This is a genomic window from Sphingomonas pokkalii (genome assembly GCF_003096275.1).
GTDB classification, from domain to species: Bacteria; Pseudomonadota; Alphaproteobacteria; order Sphingomonadales; family Sphingomonadaceae; genus Sphingomonas; species Sphingomonas pokkalii.
Window position 1 is genome coordinate 151,878 of the sequence record NZ_QENQ01000001.1, and the last position, 11,815, is coordinate 163,692.

An 11,815-nucleotide genomic window follows, 5' to 3' on the forward strand; every position below is an offset into this window, starting at 1 on the left:
ACGCGATTCGCTCTCCAACCCTGGGCCCCTGCTTTCGCAGGGGCACGGCACCGCTTCGGGCATAGCCGTATGAAGATCGCCATGCTCGCGCCGATCGCCTGGCGCACCCCGCCGCGACATTATGGCCCGTGGGAGCTGGTAACGAGCCTGCTCACCGAGGCGCTGGTCGCCAGGGGCGTGGACGTCACCCTGTTCGCCACGCAGGATTCGGTCACCACCGCCCGCCTCGCCGGGGTGGTGCCGCGCGGCTATGAAGAGGATCCGGCGATCGACGCGAAAGTATGGGAGTTCGCCCATCTCTCGCACCTGTTCGCCCGCGCCGCCGAGTTCGACCTGATCCACAACCAGGCCGATTTCCCTGCCCACGCCTTCGCGCCGCTGGTCGACACGCCGATGGTCACGACGATCCACGGCTTTTCGTCCGAGCGGATCCTGCCGATGTACCAGCCCTTTCAGGACCGGGTGCACTATGTCGCGATCTCCGATGCCGATCGGCACCCGGCGCTGCGCTATGCCGCGACGATCCACCACGGCATCCCGCTGGACGACTTCACCTTCGACGCGACCGGGAGCGACGACCTGCTGTTCTTCGGCCGGATGCATCCGGACAAGGGCGCGGCCGAGGCGATCGCGGTTGCACAGGCCACCGGCCGCCGCCTGAACCTGTACGGTATCATTCAGGATCACGGCTATTTCGAGCGCGCGGTGCAGCCGCACCTCGACGACCGCATCGTCTATCACGGCCCGGTCGGCGGCGAGGCGCGCATCCGGGCGCTGGGCAGCGCCCGCGCGCTACTCCACCTGATCCACTTCGACGAACCCTTCGGCCTGTCGGTGATCGAGGCCATGGCCTGCGGCACCCCCGTGATCGCCATCCGTCGCGGATCGATGCCCGAGCTCATCGACGACGGCACAACGGGTCTGCTGCTCTCCTCGGCGGAGGAAGCGGTGGTGGCGGTGGATCGCGCCGCAGCGATCGATCGCGCCGCCTGCCGCGCCGCCGTCGAAGCCCGCTTTTCGGTCGAGGCGATGGCGGATCGGTATATCGCCCTGTACCGCCGCATCCTTGACGGCTGATCGGCGGGCGGGCGGTTCAGGCCTCCACGGCGCCGAACGGATTCCCCTTACGTCGCGGCTCCGGCGAACGCCGGTCGAGCGCCGAACGGATGCGGTCTGCCAGCTGCTCCCGGCGATAGGGCTTGCCGATAACGTCCAGATTGGTGCCGCGCGGAATGTCGGCGACAAGATCCTCGTTATAGCCCGTGGTCATCAGCACCGGCGTCTCCGGCTGAAGGGTACGAAACTGCTCGACCAGTTCGAGCCCGCTCATGCCGCCGGGCATGACGATATCGGTGAACAGAAGGTCGATCGTCTCGGTCTTGATCCGCTCCAGCGCCTCTTCGCCGCTGGCGGCCAGCAGCACGCGATAGCCGAGCGCCATGAGCTGTTCCTGTGCGAGCGCACGGACGTCGTCGCTGTCTTCCACCAGCAGGATCGTCTCGCTGCCCCCCGCCACGCCGGCGCCAGCCTCCAGCTTTGGCGCCAGGGGCGGTGCGACCGTGGCGGCGCTGGTCGCGGTGGGAAACAGCATTCGCACCTCGGTTCCCTCGCCGGCGATGCTGTCGATTTCCAGCCGACCCAGCGATTGCTGAACGAAGCCGTGCACCATGGCCAGGCCCAGGCCGGTGCCGCGCTCGGCGCCCTTGGTCGTAAAAAAGGGTTCGATGGCGCGGCGGCGCACTTCCTCCGTCATGCCGGTGCCTTCGTCGCGGATCGTCAGCACCACATAATCGCCTTCGGGCAGCTGGTGCATCGGTGCGTCACCGTTGAGCTTCCAAAGCCGCGTCGAAATCGTCACGGTGCCGCCGCGGGGCATCGCATCGCGCGCGTTCAGCAACACGTTGAGGATCGCCATTTCGAGATGGGTCGGGTCGATCTGCACCGGGGGCAGCCGGCGCTCGAGCGTCGTGACCAGCCGGATCTGCGCGCCCACCGTGTTGTCGAGCAGATCGCCGAATTCATGGATCAGCTGGTTGAGCTCTACCCGCCTCGGTTCCAGTCGCGTCTTGCGGGCGAAGGCGAGCAGCTGCCGCGTCAGCTTCGATCCGCGATCGGCGGCACGCGCCGCGTTGGTCAGCAGTCTCTGGTGCCGTTCGTCCGCCACCTGCGTCGCGACGATGTCGATATTGCCAGAGACGACCTGGAGCAGATTATTGAAATCATGTGCAAGGCCGGCGGTCAGCTGGCCGATCGCCTCCATCTTCTGCGCCTGGCGGAATGCCTGCTCCGAGGCGCGGCGCCGCGTCACGTCCAACTGGCTGGCGAAGAAGTAAAGCAGTTCACCATCCGCATCGAGAACCGGAGCGACGAACACCGCGTTCCAGAAGGGGGATCCGTCGCGCCGATAGTTGATCAGTTCCAGCGCAATGGCTTCTCGTTGCCGGATCGCCTCGCGCAGTTCGGCGACCGCGTCTCGATCGGTCTCCGCGCCCTGCAGGAACCGGCAGTTGCGACCGAGGATTTCGCTTTCCTCATATCCGGTAAGGTCGAGAAACGCCTTGTTCGCGAAGACGATCGGGTTATCGCTCTGCCTCGGATCGGTGATGATCATTGGCATCCGCGTCATTTGCAGCGCAGCGAAGAAGATCGTGCCGCGATCGCCCAGGCCCGGCACCATCACCGTCGACCGCTTCCAGTGATGCGTCGGGTTGGCGCCGGTCGGGCTGTAGGAGGTGCCGTCCTTCAGGTCGGTGCCCGCAGGCACCCCGGTCGCTGCCGGCTTTTCCACCTCGTCACTTCCCACGCGCTTCCTCACGATCACGATCGCATCGGGCAGGATAATGCACAAGCCGCTGTTTCGGTTGCGAACCTTTGCATAGGTTCGAAAAAAGCGTCACCCGCGCCAGTGCAGCAGGGGCCATCCCCGCACCGCCGCGAGTCGCGCCAGCGGTCCATGGGCATTGACGGCGAAGGCCTCGTCGGCCCAGGCGAGCAGCGGCGCATCGGAGACATGGTCCGAATAGGCACGGACATGGCAGTCGGCACGGTTCAGCCCTGCCGCCGCCAACCAATTTTCAATCATGTGGAGCTTTACGGGGCCGTAACAGTTCTCGCCCTCGAGATCGGAGAGAATATGCCCGCGCCCATCCCGCTTCGCATTGGTGGCGATCACATCGTCGAAGCCCAGCCGCCTGCCGATCGCCTCTGCATAATAGCGGTGGGACGCGGTTGCCATCACCAGCCGGTATCCGGCGGCGCGATCCGCGGCAATCTGGTCCTGGGCGCCACGCAGCACGCCTTCGCGCATCTCCAGCTCGGCAAAGGCTTCGGCAACCGCCGCCAGCTCCGCCGGCGGCAGCGCCCGGCCCAGCATCAGCCGATGGGAGAGCCGCTTCAGCGCGGCGCGATCCATGCGCCGCAGCAGATAGGCGACGCCGCCCAGGCCGGCGATCGGCAGCAAGGCCAGCCGCCACGGCGCACGGGCCCGCGCAACGTGGAGCAGAAACCGCGTCCAAGTCGGCTTCGCGGTGATCGTCTTGTCCATGTCGTAGATTGCGAGGCGTTCCATTGCGCTCTCTAGCCACGGGAAAACTTGCTGTTCCAGCAGGAATCGCGGAAAGGGTGATTCGATGAGGGCAGCAGCCGATTTCGAACGGACCGACGCAAACGGGGAAGCGGTGCTCCGCTTCTCCGGTGATCTGTCGCTCGCCTTTCTGGGCGACCTTCCGAATAGGCTGGAAGCCATCGACGGTGCGGTGACGCGCCTCGATCTCAGCGCCGTAGGCCGGATGGATACGGTTGGCGCCTGGGTGATCCACCGCTTTGCGCGCGATCGCGGCGCGACGATCGACGGGCTGGATGCCGACGAACAGCACCTGCTCGACCAGGTGGTCGCCGCCGAACATCCGATCCAGCTCCCGCCGCCGTCGCCAGGGTCGTTTACCCGTGCGCTCAACGAAATCGGCGCTGCGGTCGTGAATTCGGGCAAGACGCTGTATGGCCTGCTCGGCTTCATGGGCGCGACCGTGATCGCGCTGTGGAACGTCATCACCCATCCGCGTCGCTTCCGCTTCAACGCGACGGTACAGCGCTTCGAGGTTGTCGGCGTCGGCGCGCTCGGCATCATCGGGCTGATGAGCTTCCTGATCGGCATCGTCATTGCCCAGCAGGGATCGGTGCAGTTGCGCCAGTTCGGTGCGGAAATCTACACGATCAATCTCCTCGGCCGCATCACCTTGCGCGAACTTGGCATCCTGATGACCGCGATCATGATCGCAGGTCGATCCGGTTCCGCCTTCGCCGCGCAGATCGGCACGATGAAGCTGACCGAGGAAATCGATGCGATGCGCACGATCGGCGTATCGCCGATGGAGGCGCTGGTGCTCCCCCGCACGCTGGCGGTGGTGTTCATGCTGCCGCTGCTCGGCTTCTATTCCTCGATCATCTCGATCATCGGCGGCGGCCTGCTCTGCTGGGTCAGCCTCGATATCCCGCCCGTCACCTTCATCCAGCGCATCCGCGAAGTGGTGCCGCTCACCGATCTCTGGGTCGGGCTGGTCAAGGCGCCGGTGTTCGGCGCGATCATCGCCCTGGCGGGTTGCTTCCACGGGATGCAGGTGGAAGGCGATGCCGAGCAGGTCGGCCAGCGCACGACGACGGCGGTGGTGCAGGCGATCTTCCTGGTGATCGTGCTCGACGCCTTCTTCGCCGTGTTCTTCAGCGAGATCGGCTGGATATGAACCAATCCTCTGACGAACAGGAAATCCTGATCCGCGTGCGCGGCCTGCGCAACGGATTCGGCGAGCAGATCGTCCACGACAATCTCGATCTCGACGTGCGCCGTGGCGAAATCCTGGGCGTGGTCGGTGGTTCGGGCACCGGCAAGTCGGTGCTGATGCGTTCGATCATCGGCCTGCAGCCCCCGCTGGACGGCACCGTGGAAGTGTTCGGCGAGAATTCGCTGGGCCGCGAGGAAACCGATGCCGTGGCGATGCGCAAGCGCTGGGGCGTGCTGTTCCAGGGCGGGGCGCTGTTTTCCACGCTCACCGTTTCCGAGAATGTGCAGGTCCCGCTCAAGGAATTCTATCCCGGGCTCGATCAGGCGCTGCTGGAGGAAATCGCCGCCTACAAGGTGGTGATGACCGGCCTCCCTCCCGAGGCTGCGCCAAAATATCCTGCCGAGCTTTCGGGCGGCATGAAGAAGCGCGCCGGCCTTGCCCGCGCGCTGGCGCTCGATCCCGATCTGTTGTTCCTCGACGAACCGACGGCCGGGCTCGATCCGATCGGCGCTGCGGCGTTCGACGAACTCACCGCCTCGCTCCAGAAGACGCTCGGCCTCACGGTGTTCCTGATCACCCATGATCTGGATACGCTCTATGCCATTTGCGATCGCGTGGCGGTGCTGGCGGACAAGCGCGTGATCGCGGTCGGCACCATTGATGAGCTGCTGGCGTTGGACCACCCGTGGATCCAGGAATATTTCAACGGACCGCGCGGGCGCGCCGCGGTCGCGGGCCCGAACCGGCGCGTGCATGAGGATAAGAGGGGCTGATGGAAACGCGTTCGAATCATGTGCTGGTCGGCGCGGTGGTGCTGATCCTGCTCGCGGTGCTCGCGCTGTTCATCGTCTGGCTGTCGCGGCTGGGCGGCGGCGACGAGCGCCAGTACGACATCTTCTTCAAACAGTCCGTCGACGGCCTGAGCCCCGGCTCGTCGGTCAGCTTCTCGGGCGTGCCCGCCGGACAGGTGAAGGAAATCCAGTTCTGGCGGCCCGATCCCAGCCTGGTGCGCGTGCGCATCAGCGTGCGGCCGGACGTGCCGATCCTGGAAGGCACCAACGCCACCATCCAGGGCAGCTTCACCGGCCCCAGCACCGTGCAGCTGGACGGGGCAGTGAAGGGCCAGCCGCCGATCGAATGCCCGAAGGACAATCCCCTCGCCGCCTGCCCGCTGGGCGTGCCGGTGATTCCGACCAAGCAGGGCGGCCTGGGCGCGCTGCTCAGCTCGGCGCCGAAGCTTCTCGAACGCCTTACCACGCTCACCGAACGCGTCTCCGACCTGCTCGATGCGAAGAACCAGGCCTCGATCTCTGGCATTCTCGCGAACACCAATAGGTTGACCAAGTCGCTTGCCGATCGCGGTCCCGAAATCGCCGCGACACTGGCGGAAACCCGCGTCGCCATCCAGCAGGCGGGCATGGCCGCGCAGCAGATCGGCCAGCTCGCCGAGACGACCAACGGGATGATGGCAAGCGACATCAAGCCGACCATCGCCAATCTGAATGCGACGATCACCGCGGCACGCAAGAGCGTCGAGACGCTGGATGCAACGATCGGCGATGCGCGGCCCGGCATCCAGACTTTTTCGAACAAGACGATGCCCGAGGTCGGCCAGCTCGTGCAGGATCTGCGCGAAATGTCGATCGCGCTCACCAATGTCGCGCACCGGCTGGATCAGGGGGGAGCTTCCAGCCTGATCTCCGCGCCTGCGCTGCCCACCTATAAGCCGAAGAAGTGAGGACCCGGATGAAGAAGCCTGCCATCGCCGCCGCGCTGCTTGCTGCCGTGCCGCTGTCGGCGTGCATCTCGTTCGGTGCCAAGCCGCCGCCCTCCCTGCTGACGCTGCAGCCCGCAGCCGCGCTGCCTGCCGGCGCGGTACAGCAGTCCGCGGACGTGAAGGCCGTCGCGATCGCACCGATCAACGCGCCGCAGGAGCTGGCGACGACGCGTGTCCCGGTCCATTCGGGGCCGAACGGCACGACGATCGCCTATGTGAAGGAAGCCCAGTGGGTCGAAGGCCCGGCAAGCCTGTTCGGCCGGCTTCTGGCGGATACGATCGCCGCACGAACGGGGCGGATCGTGTTGAGCCGCCGGCAGTCGCTCACCACGCCCAGCGCGAGCCTGGGCGGCGATCTGCGCGCTTTCGGCGTCGATGCGGCCCGGATGGAGGCTGTCGTCACCTTCGACGCCGCGATCGGTCGCGAAGGCGCGCAGGGCTTCGAACGCCGCCGCTTCGAGGCGCGGGTGCCGGTGCAGGCGATCGAAAACGCCAGCATCGGACCGGCGCTCAATCAGGCCGCGAACCAGGTTGCCGCGGAGGTCGCGGACTGGCTCGGCAAATAGCCCTGCCCTCCCACGTCAGGGGCGGCGGCGCACCGCTACCGGCAGATCGCAGACGTTCAGGCCCGTTGCCACGGTTGGCGGCGCCGGGTGTTCCCGCAGAGCGATCATTGCGGCGTAGCGTTCGTTATCGGTGGCGCGATACTGGAAATGCGGGCGCTCGTCCGGCGGCAACTGGCTGGCGAGTCGTGCCCATAGGATTCCCGTCCGCTCCGCCGCATCCGCATAGACGCCCATCGGCGCGTCGCTCCGCGGCAGACCGGAAAGATGTTGCATCCCTTCGATCACTCGCCCCACCACGGTATAGTTGCGATCCAACCGCCGCGCCGACTGGCCGATCGGCGTAAACAGCTCGGCGCCGGTGCCGGTATCGGGCAGTTGATCGCGCGCCACGCCGACCATGCCATAGCAATGGGTGAGCCACGTCGCCTTGCCGTCGGTAGCGATTGGCCAGCCATCGGCGGTGATGCCGGTGGCGCTGGCGTAGGAATCGGGTTTCGAAAGTCGCAGCGCGGGCGAGACCCCCGCAACCTCGAACTCCGATGGCGGCCGAGCGAGGATTTCGGGCGGCAGCGGCTTCTTCTCGGTCGGGTCGCCCCATTGCGCGACCCAGTTCTCCTGCACGCGATAGACGCTTTCGCCGTCCCACCAGCGCGCCATCGCCAGCTTGCGGATGTTGTTCACATGCGCCGGTGCGAGCCGCGCAGCCAGCCGGACCACCACCTGACGACCGCTCTTCAGCTGCAGCAGCAGAATCTCGTCCGCGGGGATGTCCCGCCAATCCTCCGCCGCCGGTTCGGCTGCGGCCGCGTTCGGCCGCAGGGGGGCCGCCGTTTGCGGGGAATTCTGGGCGGAAAGCGGCGCGATCGTGATGGTAGCGACGAGGGCGAGCAGGGATTTTACCATGGATGTAGCTTCGCATGCGAACCGACGCTTGCCTAGGGCGAGAAGGAACGGTAGGGCACGCGCCTTCCAGGTATCCTGCGGAGCGGTGGCCGAGTGGTCGAAGGCGCTCGCCTGGAAAGTGAGTATACGGCAAAACCGTATCGAGGGTTCGAATCCCTCCCGCTCCGCCACCTGCGCCCTTTTTGGGGCTCGCCAAGTCGCTCAAAAATTGCCAGAAAACCCTTACAAATCAGCGGTTTTGGTTCGCTACGTTTCACTCAGTCCGACACGACCTGACGCGATGCCGGCACGACATGTTGCCCCAGCAGATTGGCGAACGAGCTCGATCGTCCGTACAGGCAGCCCGCCACGCCGTCGCTGACGCCCTCCGCAATCTTGAAGCGATAGGTTGCATAGAGGCTGTGCATGTCGCGCGGTTGCTGCGGGACGACCGCGTGCGGGGCATTTGCCGAAAGCAGCGCATATCTGGTGCGCGTTGGCGAACCGGGCACCGTCCACCCGGGCAACACCTGCCCGGCGATGTCCAGATCGATGCCGCGACCGCGCCGGCCCGGGCAGCAGGTTCGCCGGATCAGCCGGGTGCCGGATGTCGAAACAGGATGCGTTGATCGTCGAACCTATTGCCTTCGCGTACCGTCGGTACCGGTCAGCGCAAGCATCGCAAAGCTGGCGAGCCAATGCTCCCCCATATAGTCCCCGGCCACTTCGTCGATGGCCGTTGCGAGATGCTGCGCTGCGGCTGCGTTCAATACGCTTGCGACTGAATCGGAGACCGAACGTGCCAAGCTTCGCATGGCCCAAGCGCGGCTGAGGTTGAGGCCGTCGAGATGGGCGATCTTGCCGTCGCTGCGGTCGCTGACCTGCGCCGGCGTAAACAGCGCGGCGGGCCGGCCGGCGGCGAGATCGGGCAGGAATGCGGAGAACCACGGCGCGAACTGCTCTGCCGGCAGCAGCGCCTGCATCGCCAGCGCTTCGGTCAGCGTCGGGGACAGGAAATCCTCGCCGCTCGGCTCCCAGGCCTGGGCGCTGCGATCGTTCGAGAACCATAGCCACGCGCGATCGCGGAGCAGCGTGCGGAATGCACCGTCGTTCGCCACCCGCGCATAGCGCTCCGCCAGCACTAGCGCGAAGGCGGTGTTGGAGTGGAAGCCCGCGCGCACCGGATAGTGCAGCTTGGGCAGGAAATCCTGGAAGCGCGCGACGAACGCATCCGCCAATGGTTGGACGGTCAGGGCATGGGGACTGTCCGCGACGATCAGTTCGCCGGCCAGCATCAATGCCCAGGACCAGCCATAGGGTCGCTCGAAGCCGCGCGCGCTGGCGCGATCGAGATAGGCCCGTTCCGCCTCTACCTTCTCGGGCGTGAACGCGCGGGCGAACAGCGCGTCGATCGCGGCTACTTCCGCAAGGTCGGGGAACAGCCGGCGGATGCGCGCGAGCAGCCAATAGCCATGGACGCAGCTGTGCCAGTCGAAGCTGCCGTAGAAGATCGGGTGGACGACCTGCGGGAGATAGGCGTCCGCATCGCCGCCCATCACATGGTCCGCCTTGTGCGGATAGGCGCGCTCGACATGGCCGAGCGCGATGCGGGCGAAGCGGGCGGCGAGATCAGGGGTCATTTCGGGCCTCCCGGAAAGGCGAGCAGCGTCAGCGCCGCGATGTTGAAGACGAGCAGCAGCAGCGCGGTCGGTGCCTGCACGCGGATCACCGCGAACCGGTCGCGCAGTTCCAGCGCGGCGACGGGCACGATGTTGAAATTGGCCGCCATCGGTGTGAGCAGCGTGCCGCAAAAGCCCGACAACATGCCCAGCGCCGCCACCGCGGCGGGATCGCCATGCAGCTGTTGGATGAGGATCGGCACGCCGAAGGCGAGGGTTAGGATGGGGAATGCGGCGAAGGCATTGCCCAACACGATCGTGAACAGCGCCATGCCCAGGCCATAGACCAGCGACGCGACCAGGGGCGTGTCGATCGCGACCAGCCCGAGCACGCCGCCCGCCACCACCTTGCCGACGCCGGCCAGCGCGAAGATGCCGCCCAACGCTGCCAGCATCTGCGGCAGGACTATCGGCCAGCCGATCCCGTCGACCAGGCGCCGCGCCTCGCAGGCGGCGGTGCCGCGCGGCGGGCGGGTGAGGCGCAGCGCGAGGACCAGCGCGATCGCCGCCCCGGCAACGAGCGCAGCGAGCGTCACCTGTTTGGGATCGACCAGCGCGAGGCCCCCCAGCCGCCCCGCGGGCAGCGCCAGCGTGCCGCCGAGCGTGACGATCGGCAGCGCCAGCGCCGGCAGGAACAGCCGCGCGCCCCATCGCCGCGCAAACGCGGCGCGGGTCGCCTCGTCGCTCGTCGCGACCGGGGCGGGCCGGAGGCCCAGCGTCGCCAGCGCGACCATCGCGAGGACGAGGCCGCCATTGACCAGATCGGGCAGCCAAGGCCCCGCGCCGAGCGTCACGGCAAAGGCGCCCCAGAAAGCGGCGTTGCGCCAATGCCGGGGCGCCCCCGTGTCGCGGGCATGGTGCAGCGCGACCGCGGCGGGCAGCATGGCGGCGGCGATGCCGATCGCGTCGAGCCCGATCATCGCGAGAGGGTCCGATCCAGTCGCAGCAGCCGCGCCCCATGGATCAGCAGCGCGGCAAGCGCGGTGGGGATCGCCCACAGCGCCACTTCCAGCGGCGCGACGGTCACGCCCTCCTGCTGCAGGATCGCGCGGATCAGCAGGATCGAGCCGACCGCGATGAACACGTCCTCACCGAAGAACAGCGCGATATTGTCGACCGCGGCGGCATGGGCGCGGAGGCGCTGGCGGGTGTCGTCGTCGAGCGGGGCGTCGGCGTCGCGTTCGGCGGCGCCCTCGACCATCGGCGCGACGATCGGGCGGACCATCGGCACATGCCCGCCCAGCGCGGTGAGGCCGAGCGCCGCCGCCGCCTGCCGCAGCAGGAAATAGCCGAGCAGCACGCGCCCCGCCGTCGCGCGCCGCAGCCGCTGCACCACCGCGCGCGCCTGTTCGCGCAGCCCGGCACGCTCCAGCAGCCCGATCGCCGGCAGCGCCAGCCAGGCGACGGCGAGGAAGCGCGCATCGACAAAGGCCTTGCCGATCAGCGCGATCACCGCGAGCGGGCCATGGCCGGCCGCCGCCGCGCTGGCGAACGCCGCGGCGGTGACCACCAGCAGCGGATGGACGCGCAGCGCGAAGCCCAGGACGATGATGACGACGCCCGACAGGACCAGCATCGCCGCCCCTACAGCGTGGCGGCGGCGCGGGCCGCCTGGTTATACTGGCCGGAGAGGCGGCGGAGCAGCCCGGCGGCCTGGGCCAGCGCCGCCGCGTCCGGGCCGTCGCCGGCGATCGGCTCGGCGAGCACCGTCTCGCGGATCGCGCGATAGGCGGCGCAGAATGCCACGCCCGCCGGTGTCGCGCCGATCAGCTTTTCCTTGCCCGCCCGGCGCGTCGACACCAGCCCGGCCTTTTCGAGCTTGCGGATCGCATAGGTGACGAGGTGCGTGTCCTCGATGTCGAGCACCAGCGCGATGTCGGCGAGCCGCTTGGGCCGGTCGCGGTGACGGACGGTATGGAGGATCAGCACCTCAAGCGGGGCCAGCGCGATGCCGGCGGCGGCGGCGCAGCGCGCGATCCAGCGATGATAGGCGGTGGCGGCGAGGGTGAGGCTGAACTCCAGCTCCGACAAGGCCGGCGCGGCGCCATCGGCAAGATGCGCCGACGAGACGATCGCTTTTGCCCCTTGCTGACCTGCCATGCGTCCCTCCCGCTTGCAGTCGCAAGGTTGCGC

General features: G+C 67.5%; 13 protein-coding genes and 1 tRNA gene. 6 read left to right on the forward strand and 8 right to left on the reverse strand.

Annotation, left to right across the window (positions count from 1 at the left end):
* The first annotated feature begins 69 nt into the window (after positions 1–69).
* Positions 70–1,077, forward strand: a complete 1,008-nt coding sequence (locus DD559_RS00720; RefSeq protein WP_116467506.1) for a glycosyltransferase family 4 protein — start codon at positions 70–72, stop codon at positions 1,075–1,077.
* A 16-nt stretch (positions 1,078–1,093) separates the two neighbouring features.
* Here the strand turns inward: DD559_RS00720 and DD559_RS00725 are convergent, their stop codons facing one another.
* Together DD559_RS00725 and DD559_RS00730 are read right to left on the reverse strand one after the other, a co-directional pair.
* Positions 1,094–2,803 carry a histidine kinase famiy protein gene (locus DD559_RS00725; protein ID WP_116470621.1) on the reverse strand — a complete coding sequence of 570 codons (1,710 nt, stop codon included), beginning with the start codon at positions 2,801–2,803 and terminating at the stop codon, positions 1,094–1,096.
* Positions 2,804–2,893: 90 nt separating this feature from the next.
* Positions 2,894–3,568, reverse strand: coding sequence for an HAD family hydrolase (locus DD559_RS00730; RefSeq protein WP_116467507.1), 675 nt, complete (start codon positions 3,566–3,568; stop codon positions 2,894–2,896).
* 61 nt (positions 3,569–3,629) lie between these two features.
* Here DD559_RS00730 and DD559_RS00735 point away from each other — a divergent pair, with 61 nt between their 5' ends.
* From DD559_RS00735 to DD559_RS00750, 4 genes are read left to right on the forward strand one after another with little or no spacing between them, the layout of a single operon-like run.
* Positions 3,630–4,739 carry an ABC transporter permease gene (locus DD559_RS00735; protein WP_116467508.1) on the forward strand — a complete coding sequence of 370 codons (1,110 nt, stop codon included), beginning with the start codon at positions 3,630–3,632 and terminating at the stop codon, positions 4,737–4,739.
* The gene (locus DD559_RS00740) at positions 4,736–5,551 is read left to right on the forward strand and encodes an ABC transporter ATP-binding protein (protein ID WP_116467509.1); all 816 of its coding nucleotides are present in this window, start codon (positions 4,736–4,738) and stop codon (positions 5,549–5,551) included. Before DD559_RS00735 ends, DD559_RS00740 begins: the two co-directional genes overlap by 4 nt.
* Positions 5,551–6,516, forward strand: coding sequence for an MlaD family protein (locus DD559_RS00745; protein WP_116467510.1), 966 nt, complete (start codon positions 5,551–5,553; stop codon positions 6,514–6,516). The genes DD559_RS00740 and DD559_RS00745 overlap by 1 nt, the downstream gene beginning before the upstream one ends.
* 8 nt (positions 6,517–6,524) lie before the next feature.
* Positions 6,525–7,121: an ABC-type transport auxiliary lipoprotein family protein gene (locus DD559_RS00750; RefSeq protein ID WP_116467511.1), complete on the forward strand. Its 597-nt coding sequence runs from the start codon at positions 6,525–6,527 to the stop codon at positions 7,119–7,121.
* A gap of 15 nt (positions 7,122–7,136) precedes the next feature.
* Here DD559_RS00750 and DD559_RS00755 read toward each other — a convergent pair whose 3' ends face one another.
* Positions 7,137–8,024 carry a peptidylprolyl isomerase gene (locus DD559_RS00755; protein WP_116467512.1) on the reverse strand — a complete coding sequence of 296 codons (888 nt, stop codon included), beginning with the start codon at positions 8,022–8,024 and terminating at the stop codon, positions 7,137–7,139.
* 79 nt (positions 8,025–8,103) lie between these two features.
* Between DD559_RS00755 and DD559_RS00760 the strand changes: the two genes are divergently transcribed.
* A tRNA-Ser gene (locus DD559_RS00760) sits at positions 8,104–8,194 on the forward strand.
* Positions 8,195–8,281: 87 nt separating this feature from the next.
* Here the strand turns inward: DD559_RS00760 and DD559_RS19715 are convergent.
* From DD559_RS19715 to DD559_RS00785, 5 genes are all read right to left on the reverse strand, one after another.
* Positions 8,282–8,515 carry a hypothetical protein gene (locus DD559_RS19715; protein WP_116467513.1) on the reverse strand — a complete coding sequence of 78 codons (234 nt, stop codon included), beginning with the start codon at positions 8,513–8,515 and terminating at the stop codon, positions 8,282–8,284.
* Positions 8,516–8,641: 126 nt separating this feature from the next.
* A complete protein-coding gene (locus DD559_RS00770; RefSeq protein ID WP_116467514.1) occupies positions 8,642–9,643 on the reverse strand; it encodes a DUF2891 domain-containing protein in 1,002 nt (333 codons plus the stop codon).
* Positions 9,640–10,602 (reverse strand): 5-oxoproline transporter, DUF979 family subunit, encoded by a 963-nt coding sequence (locus tag DD559_RS00775; protein ID WP_116467515.1) that lies wholly within the window; start codon positions 10,600–10,602, stop codon positions 9,640–9,642. Before DD559_RS00775 ends, DD559_RS00770 begins: the two co-directional genes overlap by 4 nt.
* Positions 10,599–11,258: a DUF969 domain-containing protein gene (locus DD559_RS00780; RefSeq protein ID WP_116467516.1), complete on the reverse strand. Its 660-nt coding sequence runs from the start codon at positions 11,256–11,258 to the stop codon at positions 10,599–10,601. Before DD559_RS00780 ends, DD559_RS00775 begins: the two co-directional genes overlap by 4 nt.
* Positions 11,259–11,266: 8 nt before the next feature.
* Entirely contained in the window at positions 11,267–11,782 is a 516-nt protein-coding gene (locus DD559_RS00785; RefSeq protein WP_116467517.1) for a winged helix DNA-binding protein, read from the reverse strand.
* Between the last annotated feature and the right edge of the window lie 33 nt (positions 11,783–11,815).

Excerpts from the sequence above, each read along its gene's own strand:
- DD559_RS00720 (WP_116467506.1), top strand. The coding sequence starts at position 70 with ATGAAGATCGCCATGCTCGCGCCGATCGCCTGGCGCACCCCGCCGCGA.
- DD559_RS00730 (WP_116467507.1), bottom strand. The coding sequence starts at position 3,568 with ATGGAACGCCTCGCAATCTACGACATGGACAAGACGATCACCGCGAAG.
- DD559_RS00735 (WP_116467508.1), top strand. The coding sequence starts at position 3,630 with ATGAGGGCAGCAGCCGATTTCGAACGGACCGACGCAAACGGGGAAGCG.
- DD559_RS00740 (WP_116467509.1), top strand. The coding sequence starts at position 4,736 with ATGAACCAATCCTCTGACGAACAGGAAATCCTGATCCGCGTGCGCGGC.
- DD559_RS00745 (WP_116467510.1), top strand. The coding sequence starts at position 5,551 with ATGGAAACGCGTTCGAATCATGTGCTGGTCGGCGCGGTGGTGCTGATC.
- DD559_RS00750 (WP_116467511.1), top strand. The coding sequence starts at position 6,525 with ATGAAGAAGCCTGCCATCGCCGCCGCGCTGCTTGCTGCCGTGCCGCTG.
- DD559_RS00755 (WP_116467512.1), bottom strand. The coding sequence starts at position 8,024 with ATGGTAAAATCCCTGCTCGCCCTCGTCGCTACCATCACGATCGCGCCG.
- DD559_RS00770 (WP_116467514.1), bottom strand. The coding sequence starts at position 9,643 with ATGACCCCTGATCTCGCCGCCCGCTTCGCCCGCATCGCGCTCGGCCAT.
- DD559_RS00775 (WP_116467515.1), bottom strand. The coding sequence starts at position 10,602 with ATGATCGGGCTCGACGCGATCGGCATCGCCGCCGCCATGCTGCCCGCC.
- DD559_RS00780 (WP_116467516.1), bottom strand. The coding sequence starts at position 11,258 with ATGCTGGTCCTGTCGGGCGTCGTCATCATCGTCCTGGGCTTCGCGCTG.
- DD559_RS00785 (WP_116467517.1), bottom strand. The coding sequence starts at position 11,782 with ATGGCAGGTCAGCAAGGGGCAAAAGCGATCGTCTCGTCGGCGCATCTT.